The organism is Streptomyces sp. NPDC029296 (assembly GCF_055569255.1).
Map to the genome: position 1 here is coordinate 20,452 of NZ_JBVHXT010000064.1, position 15,131 is coordinate 35,582.

13 protein-coding genes are annotated in these 15,131 nt (G+C 73.6%); 12 read left to right on the forward strand and 1 reads right to left on the reverse strand.

The window, feature by feature from the left end; genetic code table 11:
- Positions 1 to 38 precede the first annotated feature (38 nt).
- Entirely contained in the window at positions 39 to 2,198 is a 2,160-nt protein-coding gene (locus ACZ4W9_RS37400; RefSeq protein ID WP_467943580.1) for a primosomal protein N', read from the forward strand.
- 155 nt (positions 2,199 to 2,353) lie between these two features.
- On the opposite strand, the gene ACZ4W9_RS37405 is transcribed toward ACZ4W9_RS37400, so the two are convergent.
- Positions 2,354 to 2,902, reverse strand: a complete 549-nt coding sequence (locus ACZ4W9_RS37405; protein WP_467943582.1) for a hypothetical protein — start codon at positions 2,900 to 2,902, stop codon at positions 2,354 to 2,356.
- A 215-nt stretch (positions 2,903 to 3,117) separates the two neighbouring features.
- On the opposite strand from ACZ4W9_RS37405, the gene fmt reads away from it, so the two are divergent.
- The 11 genes from fmt to ACZ4W9_RS37460 all read left to right on the forward strand — a co-directional run bounded on the left by fmt (position 3,118) and on the right by ACZ4W9_RS37460 (position 14,974).
- Positions 3,118 to 4,050, forward strand: coding sequence for a methionyl-tRNA formyltransferase (gene fmt, locus ACZ4W9_RS37410; RefSeq protein ID WP_467943584.1), 933 nt, complete (start codon positions 3,118 to 3,120; stop codon positions 4,048 to 4,050).
- Between the two features lie 78 nt (positions 4,051 to 4,128).
- Complete coding sequence (locus ACZ4W9_RS37415; RefSeq protein WP_467943586.1) at positions 4,129 to 5,547, forward strand: RsmB/NOP family class I SAM-dependent RNA methyltransferase; 1,419 nt, start codon at positions 4,129 to 4,131, stop codon at positions 5,545 to 5,547.
- Positions 5,548 to 5,603: 56 nt separating this feature from the next.
- Positions 5,604 to 6,290: a ribulose-phosphate 3-epimerase gene (rpe, locus tag ACZ4W9_RS37420; protein ID WP_467943588.1), complete on the forward strand. Its 687-nt coding sequence runs from the start codon at positions 5,604 to 5,606 to the stop codon at positions 6,288 to 6,290.
- Positions 6,291 to 6,380: 90 nt separating this feature from the next.
- On the forward strand, positions 6,381 to 7,424 hold the full coding sequence (locus tag ACZ4W9_RS37425; protein ID WP_467943591.1) for a sugar-binding transcriptional regulator: 1,044 nt from the start codon (positions 6,381 to 6,383) through the stop codon (positions 7,422 to 7,424).
- Between the two features lie 50 nt (positions 7,425 to 7,474).
- Positions 7,475 to 7,873 (forward strand): guanyl-specific ribonuclease, encoded by a 399-nt coding sequence (locus tag ACZ4W9_RS37430; protein WP_467943593.1) that lies wholly within the window; start codon positions 7,475 to 7,477, stop codon positions 7,871 to 7,873.
- Positions 7,870 to 8,238, forward strand: coding sequence for a barstar family protein (locus ACZ4W9_RS37435; RefSeq protein ID WP_467943596.1), 369 nt, complete (start codon positions 7,870 to 7,872; stop codon positions 8,236 to 8,238). The genes ACZ4W9_RS37430 and ACZ4W9_RS37435 overlap by 4 nt, the downstream gene beginning before the upstream one ends.
- A 93-nt stretch (positions 8,239 to 8,331) precedes the next feature.
- On the forward strand, positions 8,332 to 9,774 hold the full coding sequence (locus ACZ4W9_RS37440) for a GuaB1 family IMP dehydrogenase-related protein (protein ID WP_467943598.1): 1,443 nt from the start codon (positions 8,332 to 8,334) through the stop codon (positions 9,772 to 9,774).
- A gap of 367 nt (positions 9,775 to 10,141) precedes the next feature.
- Positions 10,142 to 11,629, forward strand: a complete 1,488-nt coding sequence (locus ACZ4W9_RS37445; RefSeq protein ID WP_467943600.1) for an amino acid permease — start codon at positions 10,142 to 10,144, stop codon at positions 11,627 to 11,629.
- A 27-nt stretch (positions 11,630 to 11,656) separates the two neighbouring features.
- Positions 11,657 to 12,109 (forward strand): Lrp/AsnC family transcriptional regulator, encoded by a 453-nt coding sequence (locus ACZ4W9_RS37450; protein ID WP_030620185.1) that lies wholly within the window; start codon positions 11,657 to 11,659, stop codon positions 12,107 to 12,109.
- Between the two features lie 292 nt (positions 12,110 to 12,401).
- Positions 12,402 to 13,190 (forward strand): carbon-nitrogen hydrolase family protein, encoded by a 789-nt coding sequence (locus tag ACZ4W9_RS37455; protein ID WP_467943603.1) that lies wholly within the window; start codon positions 12,402 to 12,404, stop codon positions 13,188 to 13,190.
- 86 nt (positions 13,191 to 13,276) lie between these two features.
- Positions 13,277 to 14,974 (forward strand): flavin monoamine oxidase family protein, encoded by a 1,698-nt coding sequence (locus ACZ4W9_RS37460; protein ID WP_467943605.1) that lies wholly within the window; start codon positions 13,277 to 13,279, stop codon positions 14,972 to 14,974.
- The last annotated feature ends 157 nt before the right edge of the window (positions 14,975 to 15,131 follow it).

Sequence of the window (15,131 nt, forward strand, 5' to 3'; positions counted from 1 at the left end):
GCCGGGCATTGTCGGTGGGGTTTGGTAAGAATGCAGGCGTGAGCAGCGAGAACGGGGCGGGCCGGGGTGAGGGGGGCGGCGGGGCCGAAGGGGCGCCGCCGGAGCAGCTCGCGCTGATCCGGGAGAGCGTGCGCAAGGCCAAGGTGCCGCGGGCCAAGCCGCGGACCTGGCGAGGGGCCGCGCTCGCGCCGGAGCTGCCCGTCGCCCGGGTGCTGGTCGACAAGGGCGTCCTCCACCTCGACCGGTACTTCGACTACGCGGTGCCCGCCGAGCTGGACGCCCAGGCCCGGCCCGGGGTGCGGGTGCGGGTGCGGTTCGGGGCCGGGCGGCACCGGGTGCGCGACGGGCGCCGGGAGGGCGGCGGCCTCGTCGACGGCTTCCTGATCGAGCGGCGGGCCGAGTCCGACTACTCCGGACCGCTGGCCGCGCTCGCCCAGGTCGTCTCGCCCGAACCGGTGCTCGGCGAGGAGTTGCTCGGCCTCGCCCGGGCCGTCGCCGACCGGTACGCGGGCAGCCTCGCCGACGTGCTGCAACTGGCCGTACCGCCGCGCAACGCCCGCGCCGAACAGCGGCCCTCCCCCGAGCCGCTGCCCCCGCCCGGGGCGCCCGACGCCGGTTCCTGGGCCCGGTACGAGCACGGGGGCGCCTTCCTCGACGCGCTGGCCTCCGGCGGGGCACCCCGGGCCGTGTGGAACGCGCTGCCCGGACCCCTGTGGAGCGAGGAACTGGCCCGGGCCGTCGCCGCCACGCTCGCCTCCGGGCGGGGCGCCCTGGTCGTCGTACCGGACGGGCGGGCGGCCGCGCGCGTCGACGCCGCGCTGACCGCGCTGCTCGGCCCCGGCCGGCACGCGCTGCTCACCGCCGACGCCGGTCCCGAGAAGCGGTACGCGCGGTGGCTGGCGGTGCGGCGCGGCTCCGTGCGCGCCGTCGTCGGGACCCGGGCGGCGATGTTCGCGCCCGTGCGGGACCTCGGGCTCGTCGCCGTCTGGGACGACGGCGACGACAGCCACAGCGAGCCGCACGCCCCGCAGCCGCACGCCCGCGATGTGCTGCTGCTGCGCGCCGCGCTGGACCGGTGCGCCTTCCTGCTGGGCGGCTGGGGCTGCACCGTGGAGGCCGCCCAGCTGGTCGAGAGCGGCTGGGCCCGGCCGCTGGTCGCCGGGCGCGAGCAGGTGCGCCGGTCCGCCCCCCTCGTCCGGACCGTCGGCGACGAGGACCTCGCGCGCGACGAGGCCGCCCGCGCCGCCCGGCTGCCCACCCTCGCCTGGCAGGCGGCGCGCGAGGGGCTGCGGCACGGGCCGGTGCTCGTCCAGGTGCCCCGGCGCGGTTACACCCCCCGCATGGCCTGTGCCCGCTGCCGGGCGCCCGCCCGGTGCCGGCACTGCTCCGGGCCGCTGGAGGGACAGGACGGCGGTGTGCTGCGGTGCGGTTGGTGCGGGCGCGAGGAGGGCGCCTGGCACTGCCCGGAGTGCGGCGGCTTCCGGCTCCGCGCCCAGATCGTCGGCGCACGCCGTACCGCCGAGGAACTGGGGCGGGCCTTTCCCGCCGTACCCGTGCGCACCTCGGGGCGCGAGCATGTGCTGGACACCGTGCCGGACACGCCCGCGCTCGTGGTCAGCACGCCGGGCGCCGAACCGGTGGCCGAGGGCGGCTACGCGGCGGCCCTGCTCCTGGACGGCTGGGCCATGCTCGGGCGCCCCGACCTGCGGGCCGGCGAGGACGCGCTGCGCCGGTGGATCGCGGCCGGCGCGCTGGTGCGGCCGCAGGGGGAGGGCGGCACCGTGGTCGTCGTCGCCGAACCCACGCTGCGGCCCGTGCAGGCGCTCGTGCGGTGGGACCCCGTCGGACATGCCGTGCGGGAACTGGCCGAGCGGGCGGAGCTGGGTTTCCCGCCGGTGTCCCGGATGGCCGCCGTGTCCGGACCGCCCGCGGCCGTCGCGGAGTTCCTGGCGGCCGTCGAGCTGCCGCCGGACGCGGAGGTGCTGGGCCCCGTGCCGCTGCCGCCCCCGCCGCCCGGCCGCCCGCGCAGACCCGGCGCGCCCCCGCCCGGCGAACACTGGGAGCGTGCCCTCGTCCGTGTCCCGCCGGGCAGCGGCGCCACCCTGGCCACGGCCCTGAAGACCGCCCAGGCCGCCCGCATGGCCCGCGGCACCGCCGAACAGGTACGGGTCCGCGTCGACCCGCCGGACATCGGCTGAGCGGCCGGGCGGGGGTCCCGGGCGCACGCCCCGCGGCCGCGGCGGCCGTCGCCCCGAGCGCCGCCCCCCGTCGGCCCTGCGTCTGTCCCCGCCGGCCGCGCCATGCGTCCGCCTCCCCGGAGGGTTCCGGAACGGCAGGGGGAGGGGCGGTGGGGTCAGCCGTTGCGGGGGCTGGGGAAGGGGGTGGGGGCGGGGCGGGCGTCGTCGCGCAGGGCCGGGGCGGTCGCCGTCGGCTGGGTGGGCATGGATCGGGCCGCGGGGACCGTCGGCACGGTGGGCAGCCCGGTGGTCACGTTGATCGTGCGGGTGCCGGACGGCTCCGCCGCCCGCTCGGTCTCGGCCGCCGCCTGGGCCGCGGCACGCCGCGCGCCGTACCGGCGGTGCACCGCCTGTTTGGTGACCCCGAGCGCCGAGCCCACCGCGTCCCACGAGAAACCGAGTGAGCGGTCGAAGTCCACCGCGGCCGTGACCAGGGTCTCGACACTGTCGCGGAGTTCCTGGGCGAGGCGGACCGTCGGGGCGGGGGCGCGTCCGTAGACGACGAAGCCCGTGGAGGGGCCGGAGCGGCGCGGGCGGTAGACGTTGCCCAACTGGGCGGTGAGCGTGCGCAGCGCGTCCACCTGCCGGCGGACCCGCTCGATGTCCCGCACCAGCAAGTGCAGGCTGGCCCGGGCCTGGGCGTCGTGGGTTGCGTGGTCGGCCATGAACAAGCCTCTCGAACCGGCGTTGAAAGGAATTGGGCCGCGAAAGGGGCCCGATGTGGTCAACTCTTTCTTGACCAACGCGCCGGCCCTCCGCTGGTCACGGGCTGGGGGCGTACAGGCATATGCGTACGCCGGTCGCCCTCCCGCGCGCCGCCCGTGGTCCTAGACTGGTGCGCTGCCCGCCCGACCCCCGCCCGAGAGGCCCGATCCCGCCCATGAAGCTCGTCTTCGCCGGTACCCCCGAGGTCGCCGTTCCCGCACTCGACGCCCTGCTCGCCTCCGGGCGGCACGAGGTGGCCGCCGTCGTCACGCGCCCCGACGCACCGGCCGGGCGCGGGCGCAGGCTGGTCGCCTCGCCCGTGGCCGAGCGGGCGGAGGAGGCCGGGATCGAGGTGCTGAAGCCGGCCAAGCCCCGGGACCCGGAGTTCCTGGAGCGGCTGCGGCAGATCGCCCCGGACTGCTGCCCGGTCGTCGCCTACGGCGCCCTGCTGCCCCGGGCCGCCCTGGACATCCCCGCCCACGGCTGGGTCAACCTGCACTTCTCGCTGCTGCCCGCCTGGCGCGGCGCCGCGCCCGTGCAGCACGCCGTCATGGCGGGCGACGAGATCACCGGCGCGTCCACCTTCCTCATCGAGGAGGGCCTGGACTCCGGCCCCGTCTACGGCACCGTCACCGAGGAGGTCCGCCCCACCGACACCAGCGGCGACCTGCTGACCCGGCTCGCCTTCGCGGGCGCCGGGCTGCTCGCCGCCACCATGGACGGCATCGAGGACGGCACCCTGAAGGCCGTACCGCAGCCCGCCGAGGGCATCACCCTCGCGCCGAAGATCACGGTCGAGGACGCCCAGGTGGACTGGGCGGCGCCCGCGCTGCGCGTGGACCGGGTGGTGCGCGGCTGCACCCCGGCGCCCGGCGCCTGGACCACCTTCCGCGGCGAGCGGCTCAAGCTCGTCCAGGTCGCCCCGGTGCCCGAGCGGACCGACCTCGCGCCGGGCCGGCTCGCGGTGGGCAAGAACAGCGTGCACGCGGGCACCGGTTCGTACGCCGTCGAGCTGCTCTGGGTGCAGGCCCAGGGCAAGAAGCCGATGCGCGCCGCCGACTGGGCCCGCGGGGTGCGCATCGCGGAGGGCGAGACGCTCGGCGGCTGACGCCCCGGACGGCAGCGCGGGGGACGCGCCGACGTAGGCTGGAGGCGCATCCCCTTCTATCTCCGGAGCACCTTTTTCGTGAGCGAGCAGTCCCGGCGGCCCCGCAGGCCCGCCAAGCCCTACCGCCGTCCCCAGAAGGACCCCGTCCGCATCCTGGCCTTCGAGGCGCTGCGCGCGGTGGACGAGCGGGACGCCTACGCCAACCTCGTGCTGCCCCCGCTGCTGCGCAAGGCCCGCGAGAAGGGCGACTTCGACGCCCGGGACGCCGCGCTCGCCACCGAGCTGGTGTACGGCACGCTGCGCCGGCAGGGCACCTACGACGCCGTCATCGCCGCCTGTGTCGACCGGCCGCTGCGCGAGGTCGACCCGCCGGTGCTGGACGTGCTGAGCCTCGGCGCGCACCAGCTGCTCGGCACCCGGATCCCGACGCACGCCGCCGTCTCCGCCTCCGTGGAGCTGGCCCGCGTGGTGCTCGGCGACGGCCGGGCCAAGTTCGTCAACGCCGTGCTCCGCAAGATCGCGCAGGACGACCTCGACGGCTGGACCGAGAAGGTCGCGCCGCCGTACGACGAGGACCCCGAGGACCACCTCGCCGTCGTGCACTCGCACCCGCGCTGGGTCGTCTCCGCGCTCTGGGACTCCCTCGGCGGCGGCCGGACCGGCATCGAGCGGCTGCTGGCGGCCGACAACGAGCGGCCCGAGGTGACCCTCGTCGCCCGGCCCGGACGGGCCACCACCGAGGAACTGCTGCGCGAGGAGGCCGCCGTACCGGGCCGCTGGTCGCCGTACGCCGTACGGCTCGCGGAGGGCGGCGAGCCGGGCGCGGTCGAGGCCGTGCGCGAGGGACGGGCCGGCGTGCAGGACGAGGGCAGCCAGCTGGTGGCCCTCGCGCTCGCGAGCGCCCCGCTCGACGGGCCCGACGAGAAGTGGCTCGACGGCTGCGCCGGACCCGGCGGCAAGGCCGCGCTGCTCGGCGCCCTCGCCGCCGAGCGCGGTGCCGTGCTGCTCGCCTCCGAGAAGCAGCCGCACCGGGCCGGCCTGGTCGCCAAGGCGCTGCACGGCAATCCGGGCCCGTACCAGGTCATCGCCGCCGACGGCACCCGCCCGCCGTGGCGCCCCGGCACCTTCGACCGGGTGCTGGTGGACGTGCCGTGCACCGGTCTCGGCGCCCTGCGCCGCCGCCCCGAGGCCCGCTGGCGCCGCCGCCCCGAGGACCTGGACACCTTCGCCCCGCTCCAGCGCGCCCTGCTGCGCACCGCCCTGGACTCCGTACGCGTCGGCGGGGTCGTCGGCTACGCCACCTGCTCCCCGCACCTCGCGGAGACCCGGGCGGTGGTCGCCGACATCCTCAAGCAGCACCCCCACACCGACCTGATCGACGCCCGTCCCCTCCTTCCCGGCCTCCCCGACCTGGGCGAGGGCCCGGACATCCAGCTCTGGCCCCATCTGCACGGCACGGACGCGATGTACCTGGCCCTGATCCGCAGGACCGCGTAACACCGGCCGCCCCGGGGCCTGACCGGGCCTCCCCGGCAGGGCATAGGCTGGGGGGCATGCCCGTGCAGATCAACCCCAGCATCCTGTCCGCCGACTTCGCCCGCCTCGCGGACGAGGCCGAGGCGGTCCGCGGCGCCGACTGGCTCCATGTCGACGTCATGGACAACCACTTCGTCCCGAACCTCACCCTCGGCGTGCCGGTGGTGGAGTCCCTGGCCCGGGCGACGGACACCCCGCTGGACTGCCATCTGATGATCGAGGACCCCGACCGGTGGGCGCCCCGGTACGTCGAGGCGGGGGCGTCGTCGGTCACCTTCCACGTGGAGGCCGCCGCCGCTCCGGTGCGGCTGGCCCGGGAGATCCGCGCGAAGGGGGCCCGGGCCTCGATGGCGCTGAAGCCCGCGACGCCCATCGAGCCGTTCGAGGACCTGCTGCCGGAACTCGACATGCTGCTGATCATGACGGTGGAGCCCGGCTTCGGGGGCCAGGCGTTCCTCGACATCATGCTGCCGAAGATCCGCCGCACCCGTGAGCTGATCAAGAAGCACGGCCTGGAGCTGTGGCTGCAGGTCGACGGCGGTGTCTCGGCCGCCACCATCGAGCGGTGCGCCGACGCGGGAGCGGACGTGTTCGTCGCCGGTTCGGCCGTGTACGGCGCCGAGGACCCCGCCGAGGCCGTGCGCGCGCTGCGCGCCCGGGCGGAGTCGGCCGCCGCCGGGGCGTCGTGGGCATGCGACCACTGAGCCACGGCCAAGTGAACGGTTGAATGAAGGCCGCCCATCAGGGCGGATCAGTCGCCCCGAATCTGCGAGGATGAACGGCGAATCCAGAGTGTGAACAGCAGTGAGGAGATCGCCGTGTCGGGTATGTCGGCGGGCCGGTCAGCCATGCGGATGGGACCCGCTGAGCTGGTGCAGGCGGCGGCCATGGCCCGCCGCTTCTACCTCGAGGGCAAGTCCAAGATCCAGATCGCGGAGGAGTTCGGCGTCAGCCGCTTCAAGGTGGCCCGGGTCCTGGAGACGGCCCTCGAACGGGACCTCGTACGCATCGAGATCCGCGTGCCGGCCGAACTGGACGCCGAGCGCTCCGACGCGCTCCGCGCCCGCTACGGCCTGAGGCACGCCGTCGTGGTCGAGTCCCCGGCCGAGGCGGAGGAGACCCCGGACCCCGAGAACCTCGGGGAGGTCGCCGCCGACCTGCTCGGCGAACTCGTCAACGAGGGCGACGTCCTGGGGCTGGCCTGGGGCCGGTCCACCATCCACATGGCGGCGGCCCTCGACCGGCTGCCGCCGTGCACGGTCGTGCAGTTGACGGGTGTGTACGACGCCGGGACCGCCGAGCGCGGCTCGGTGGAGGCCGTCCGCCGGGCCGCCCAGGTCTCGGGCGGCGACGCGCACCCCATCTACGCGCCGATGTTGCTGCCCGACGAGGCCACCGCGGCGGCGCTGCGCCACCAGACCGGGATCGCCCGGGCCTTCGAGTACTTCGACAAGGTCACGGTCGCCTGCGTCTCCATCGGCTCCTGGGAGCCGGGCATCTCGACCGTGCACGACATGCTCAGCGACGAGGAGCGTGCGCACTACGCCTCGCTCGGGGTCGCCGCCGAGATGTCGGCGCACCTCTTCGACGCCGACGGGCGGCGGATCGGCCGGGACCTGGGGGAGCGGTGCATCACGGTCAAGGCCGACCAGCTGCGCCGCATCCCGGAGGTGGTGGCGATCGCGGGCGGCCAGCGCAAGGCCGCCGCGATCGACGCGGTGCTGCGCTCCGGGCTGGTCACCAGCCTGGTGACCGACACGTCGGCCGCCGACTACCTGATGACGGCGGGCCCGGCGCCGAAGCCGGCGCTCGGCCGTCAGGACCCCGACGGAGTCTGACACCGGGTCCCGGCGGGCCCGTGCGGGACGGCCGTGGCAGCATCGTCCGCATGCTGCCGCGGTTCGTCCCCCGTCTCCTGGCCGGCTTGCTGGTCTGTCTCGCCGTTCTCCTGGCCGGGTGCTCCGGCGGCGCGTCCCCGCCGGACGCGTCCGCTCCGTCCTGGGCCCACGGCATGGCCACCGTCCCCGAGTCGCGGCTGCCCGCCGAGGCCCGCCGGACGCTGGCCCTCGTCGACCAGGGCGGCCCCTTCCCGCACGCCCAGGACGGGACCGTCTTCGGGAACTTCGAGGGGCATCTGCCCCAGCAGCGGCGCGGCTACTACCACGAGTACACCGTGCGGACCCCCGGCTCCCGCGACCGGGGCGCCCGGCGCCTGGTCACCGGGCGGGGCGGGGAGGTCTACTACACCGATGACCACTACGAATCGTTCCGGGCGGTACTGAGATGAGCGAAGACCTGACCGGCCGTCACGTGGTCGCGCTCGACCTCGACGGCGTCACGGACAAGGCGGGCCTGATGGACCGCGCGGCCCGGGCCCTGGCGCTGCCCGAGTGGTTCGGCCGCAACTGGGACGCGCTGGCCGACTCCCTGTCCGATCCCACGGTCTGGCCCGAAGGCGCCGCGGAACGGGGCCTGCTGATCGTCGTACGCGGCTGGCGGCCGTACGCCGGGGCCCGGCCCGAGGAGTGGCGGATCGCCGAGGAGGTCCTTACCGAGGCCGCCGGCCGGGCGCCCGCCCTCACCGTCGCCCTCGCCCTTGGAGGATCCTCCCAGCCGGCCGGCGGCGACCCTGGATGTTCTGTCAGGGCATGACGGGCACCCTGACATGGGACAATGAAGTACGTGCTCTTTCCCCCTGGCGCACCCGTCGGGGGGTCACCTCTGATCGACTGGGATGTGCAGCACGTGCGTTTCCTCAATGACATCCAGCCCGCGTACGACCTGACGTACGACGACGTGTTCATGGTGCCGCGCCGCTCCGCGGTGGGCTCGCGTCAGGGCGTGGACCTCGCCTCGCCGGACGGGACGGGCACCACCATCCCGCTCGTCGTCGCGAACATGACCGCCATCGCCGGCCGCCGCATGGCCGAGACGGTGGCCCGCCGCGGCGGGCTCGTGGTCATCCCGCAGGACATCCCCATCGATGTCGTCACCGATGTGATCTCCTGGGTGAAGAGCCGGCACCTGGTGCTGGACACCCCGATCGTGCTGGCCCCGCACCAGACCGTCGCCGACGCCCTGGCGCTGCTGCCCAAGCGGGCGCACAACGCCGGTGTCGTCGTGGACGAGAACCAGCGGCCCGTCGGTGTCGTCACCGACGCGGACCTCTCCGGCGTCGACCGCTTCACCCAGCTCGAAGTCGTCATGTCCAGGGACCTGCTCCTGCTGGACGCCGACATCGACCCGCGCGAGGCCTTCAACACCCTCGACCAGCACAACCGCCGCTACGCCCCGGCCGTCGACAAGGACGGCAGGCTCGCCGGCATCCTCACCCGCAAGGGCGCCCTGCGCGCCACGCTGTACACCCCCGCCGTGGACGCCCGGGGCAGGCTGCGGATCGCCGCCGCCGTCGGCATCAACGGCGACGTGGCGGGCAAGGCCAAGCAGCTGCTCGACGCGGGCGTGGACACGCTCGTCATCGACACCGCGCACGGCCACCAGGAGTCGATGATCAGCGCCGTCAGGACGGTGCGCGCCCTCGACCCGCAGGTGCCGATCGCGGCCGGCAACATCGTCTCCGCCGAAGGCGTGAAGGACCTGATCGACGCGGGCGCCGACATCATCAAGGTCGGTGTCGGCCCGGGTGCCATGTGCACCACCCGCATGATGACCGGCGTGGGCCGCCCGCAGTTCTCCGCCGTCCTGGAGTGCGCCGCCGAGGCCGGGAAGTACGGCAAGCACGTGTGGGCCGACGGCGGTGTCCGCCACCCGCGTGACGTCGCCATGGCCCTCGCGGCCGGCGCGTCCAACGTGATGATCGGCTCCTGGTTCGCCGGCACCTACGAGTCGCCGGGCGACCTCCAGCACGACGCCCAGGGCCGTGCCTACAAGGAGTCCTTCGGCATGGCCTCCGCGCGTGCCGTGCGCAACCGCACCTCGGAGGAGTCGGCCTACGACCGGGCCCGCAAGGCGCTGTTCGAGGAGGGCATCTCCACCTCGCGGATGTTCCTCGACCCGGCCCGCCCGGGCGTCGAGGACCTGATCGACTCGATCATCGCGGGCGTCCGTTCCTCCTGCACCTACGCCGGCGCCGGCTCGCTGGAGGAGTTCGCCGAGAAGGCGATCGTCGGCATCCAGAGCGCGGCCGGCTACGCCGAGGGCAAGCCGCTGCACGCCAGCTGGAGCTGACCGGCCCTTCCGCCGCCCGCACGACGGCCCCCGCCCCTCCCGCACCCGGGAGGGCCGGGGGCCGTCGGCGTATCCCGCCGAGGCGGGGAAAAAGCGCCCGTCAGGGCCTTGTGCAACGGTCGACAGCTCGCGCGCAACGATTTGTCATTCCGGCCGGGGGAACGCAATGATTCTGCGGGGATGCGCAAGGTTGCTGCATTACGCCCGTGAAGGCCCGCCTCATAGGGTGCTGCGCTAGTACGTGCGTGGCGGGGACCCCGCTCGGTGGGTTCCTGCCCTTCGCAGGCCCACCGGTCCCCGTCCACGAGGACCGGCCCTCCCGCCGGTCCGCGTCCGCACCACACCGGCAGCGATAAGGAGCCAGCGCGTGCTCGACCAAGGCGCACCCCCGCAGAACCAGATACCGGCCGCCCCCGCGTCCCCGGGCGTCGCCGCGCGCCTGATGCGTCGCAAGCCCGTGGAACGCCTGGTCGCGGAAGGCGGCCAGGGCGAGGGAGGGCAGCTTCGGCGCTCCCTCGGGCTGTGGCAGCTGACCACGATCAGCATCGGTGCCACCCTCGGCACCGGCATCTTCGTCGTCCTCGGCGACGCCGTGCCGGAGGCCGGCCCCGCCATCACCCTGTCCTTCGTGATCGCCGGCCTCACCGCGCTGTTCTCGGCCCTGTCCTACGCCGAACTGGCCGGCAGCATCCCGGTCGCCGGCTCCTCCTACTCGTACGCATACGCAACGCTGGGCGAGCTGGTCGCCTGGGTCTGCGGCTGGTGCCTCATCCTGGAGTACGGCGTCTCGGTGGCCGCCGTCGCCGTCGGCTGGGGCGAGTACCTGAACGAGCTGCTGGACGGCACCATCGGCGTCACCATCCCCGACGTGCTGTCCTCGGCACCCGGCGAGGGCGGTGTCATCAACCTGCCCGCCCTGGTCGTCGTCCTGCTGGCGATGGTGTTCCTGCTCGGCGGCGCACGGGAGTCCGCCCGCGCCAACACGATCATGGTCTGCGTGAAGATCGTCGCCCTCGTGCTGTTCTGCGCGGTCGGCATCATGGGCTTCAAGTCCGGCAACTACGCCGACTTCATGCCGCTCGGCATGAGCGGCGTCAGCGCCGCGGGCGCCACGCTGTTCTTCTCGTACATCGGCTTCGACGCCGCCTCCACCGCCGGTGAGGAGGCGAAGGACCCCAAGCGGGACCTGCCGCGGGCGATCATGCTGTCGCTGATCATCGTCACCGCGCTGTACGTGCTCGTCGCCGGTGTCGCCGTCGGCGCCTGGAACTGGAAGAAGTTCGACGGCTCCGAGGCCTCCCTCGCCGCGATCATGAACGACGTCAGCGGCCAGACCTTCTGGGGCACGCTGCTCGCGCTGGGCGCGGTCATCTCCATCGCGAGCGTGGTCCTCACCGTGCTCTACGGCCAGACCCGCATCCTCTTCGCGATGTCCCGCGACGGACTGGTGCCCAAGGCGCTCGGCAAGGTGCACCGCAAGACCGGCGCCCCCCGCCTCAACACGCTGATCGTCTCCCTGTTCTGCGGGGCGCTCGCCGCGCTCATCCCGCTCGGCAAGCTCGTCGACGCCACCAGCATCGGCACGCTGTTCGCCTTCGGCCTGGTCAACATCGCGGTCATCGTGCTGCGCTACAAGCGGCCCAACCTCGAGCGCACCTTCAGGGTGCCGTTCGGGCCGCTGCTGCCGGTGCTGGGCTTCCTGTTCTGCGCCTACAACATGTTCAGCCTCGACACCGTGACCTGGGTCGTCTTCGGATGCTGGATGGCCGCCGGGCTCGTGTTCTACTTCCTGTACGGCTATCGCCGTTCCCGTCTCGCGACCGACGACGACCTCGCGGTGACGGCAGTGAAGTGACCGAACCGAAGAAGTGAACGACCCCCTGTGCTGAACGATCTCGACGAACGCATCGTGCACGCCCTCGCCGAGGACGCCCGCCGCTCCTACGCGGACATCGGGCAGCTGATCGGTCTGTCCGCGCCCGCGGTGAAGCGGCGCGTGGACCGGCTGCGGGCCACCGGAGCCATCACCGGGTTCACCGTCCGGGTGGACCCGGCGGCCCTCGGCTGGGAGACCGAGGGGTACATCGAGATCTACTGCCGGAGCAACACCTCTCCGGAGACCATCCAGCGGGGCCTTGAGCGCTACCAGGAGGTCGTGGCCGCGTCGACCGTCACCGGCGACGCGGACGCGATCGCCCAGGTCTTCGCCTCCGACATGCGGCACTTCGAACGGGTCCTGGAGCGGATCGCGGGCGAGCCGTTCGTGGAGCGCACGAAGTCCGTCCTGGTCCTGTCACCGCTGCTGCGCCGCTTCTCCTCCGGGGCACCGGGATAGGAGCGGACATCGGCTCGGGGCGCCTTGTCGCACGCCGGCCGCCGGTCGGCGCCCCTCCAGGGGCGCGGGGAACCGCGCGAGCACCCCCCACGACCCGCGCCCGGCGTGCGACAAGGCGCCCCGTTTCCGTTTCCGGGGGCGTGCGGCCGGGTCACGCAACGAATCGCCGCCCACCCCCCATGCGGCGCAACGAACTCCGCACGCGCGCGCAACGGCTCCTTCTTGTCCGGCCGAGCGCACCGCCCGTACCGTCTTCCTGACCCCCGACCCCCCGTTCCGGTGAGGACCCCGCATGCGCACCGCCCTGCTCCAGAGCTCCGGCCGTCCCGGCTCGATCGCCGAGAACCTCGAGGTCCTCGACGAGGCCGCGGGCCGCGCCGCCGCCGCGGGCGCCGGGCTGCTGGCCGCACCGGAGATGTTCCTCACCGGGTACGCCATCGGCGACGACATCGCGCGCCTCGCCGAGCCCGCCGACGGCGACTGGGCCGACGCGGTCGCGGAGATCGCCACCCGGCACGGTCTGGCCCTCGTCTACGGCTACCCGGAACGCGACGGCGACACCGTCTTCAACTCCGCGCAGCTGATCTCCGCCGACGGCACCCGGCTCGCCAACTACCGCAAGACCCACCTCTTCGGCTGCTTCGAGCGCGACCACTTCACACCGGGCGGGCACCAGGTCGTCCAGGCCGAGCTGAACGGCCTCACCGTGGGCCTGCTGATCTGCTACGACGTCGAGTTCCCGGAGAACGTCCGGGCCCACGCCCTGGCCGGCACCGACCTCCTCGTCGTGCCGACCGCGCAGATGCACCCCTTCCAGTTCGTCGCCGAGTCGGTGATCCCGGTGCGCGCCTTCGAGAACCAGATGTACGTCGCGTACGTCAACCGGGTCGGTGCGGAAGGGGAGTTCGAGTTCGTCGGCCTCTCCGTCCTCGCCGGTCCCGACGGTGTCGCCCGCACCCGCGCCGGCCGCGGCGAGCAGCTGGTGCTCGCCGACGCCGACCCCGCCTTCCTGGCCGCCTCCCGGGAGAACAACCCGTACCTGGCGGACCGCCGCCCCGGTCTGTACGGGTCCCTGGTCTGAGCCGCGCGGACACCGCGAAGCAAAGCCGCGGCGCGGCGGCCCCACCCGGCCTCACCCTGTTCCACCACGCAAGGAGTCCGTACCCCATGACGTCCACGGTGCCCAACGCCGTCGAGCACACCGACGAGCAGCAGCCGCCGATCACCATGTTCGGCCCGGACTTCCCCTACGCCTACGACGACTTCCTCGCCCACCCGGCGGGTCTCGGCCAGATCCCGGCGACCGAGCACGGCACCGAGGTCGCGGTCATCGGCGGCGGCCTGTCCGGCATCGTCGCCGCCTACGAGCTGATGAAGATGGGCCTCAAGCCCGTCGTCTACGAGGCCGACCAGCTCGGCGGCCGGCTCCGCACCGTCGGCTTCGACGGCTGTGACGAGTCGCTGAACTGCGAGCTGGGCGCGATGCGCTTCCCGCCGTCCTCCACCGCCCTCCAGCACTACATCGACCTGGTCGGCCTGGAGACCAGGCCGTTCCCGAACCCGCTGGCCGAGGCCACCCCCTCGACCGTGGTCGACCTCAAGGGCGAGTCGCACTACGCCGTCACCATCGACGACCTGCCCCAGGTGTACCGGGACGTCGCCGAGGCCTGGAACAAGTGCCTGGAGGAGGGCGCCGACTTCTCCGACATGAACCGCGCGATGCGCGAGCGGGACGTGCCGCGCATCCGGGAGATCTGGGCGAAGCTGGTCGAGAAGCTCGACAACCAGACCTTCTACGGCTTCCTCTGCGACTCCGAGGCGTTCAAGTCCTTCCGGCACCGCGAGATCTTCGGCCAGGTCGGCTTCGGCACCGGTGGCTGGGACACCGACTTCCCGAACTCCATCCTGGAGATCCTGCGCGTCGTCTACACCGAGGCCGACGACCACCACCGCGGCATCGTCGGCGGCTCCCAGCAGCTGCCGCTGCGCCTGTGGGAGCGCGAGCCGGAGAAGATCGTGCACTGGCCGCACGGCACCTCGCTGAAGTCCCTGCACACCAGCGGCGAACCGCGCCCGGCCGTGACCCGGCTGCACCGCACCGCGGGCAACCGGATCACCGTGACCGACGCGGACGGCGACATCCGCACCTACCAGGCGGCGGTCTTCACCGCCCAGTCCTGGATGCTGCTGTCCAAGATCGCCTGCGACGACTCGCTCTTCCCGATCGACCACTGGACCGCGATCGAGCGCACCCACTACATGGAGTCCAGCAAGCTCTTCGTGCCCGTGGACCGGCCGTTCTGGCTGGACAAGGACGAGGAGACGGGCCGGGACGTCATGTCGATGACGCTCACCGACCGCATGACGCGCGGGACCTACCTGCTCGACAACGGCCCCGACCGGCCCGCTGTGATCTGCCTGTCGTACACCTGGTGCGACGACAGCCTGAAGTGGCTGCCGCTGTCCGCGAACGAGCGGATGGAGGTCATGCTGAAGTCGCTCGGCGAGATCTACCCGAAGGTCGACATCCGCAAGCACATCATCGGCAACCCGGTGACGGTCTCCTGGGAGAACGAGCCCTACTTCATGGGCGCGTTCAAGGCCAACCTGCCGGGCCACTACCGCTACCAGCGGCGCCTGTTCACCCACTTCATGCAGGACCGGCTGCCCGAGGACAAGCGGGGCATCTTCCTCGCCGGCGACGACATCTCCTGGACGGCCGGCTGGGCCGAGGGCGCCGTGCAGACCGCGCTGAACGCGGTGTGGGGCGTGATGCACCACTTCGGCGGCACGACCGACCCGTCGAACCCGGGCCCGGGTGACGTCTACGACGAGATCGCGCCGGTGGAGCTTGTCGAGGACTGACCCGGGACACGGACCAGGGCGTGGGGGGGGGGGGGCGGGGTCCGCCCCCCCCCCCCCCCCCCCGCCCCCCCCCCTCCTCCTGCTCCCCCCCCCCGGGACCCTTCCCTTCTGAGGAGGGGGCAACAACATCCTTCCCCCGAAACCCACCCCCGCCTCC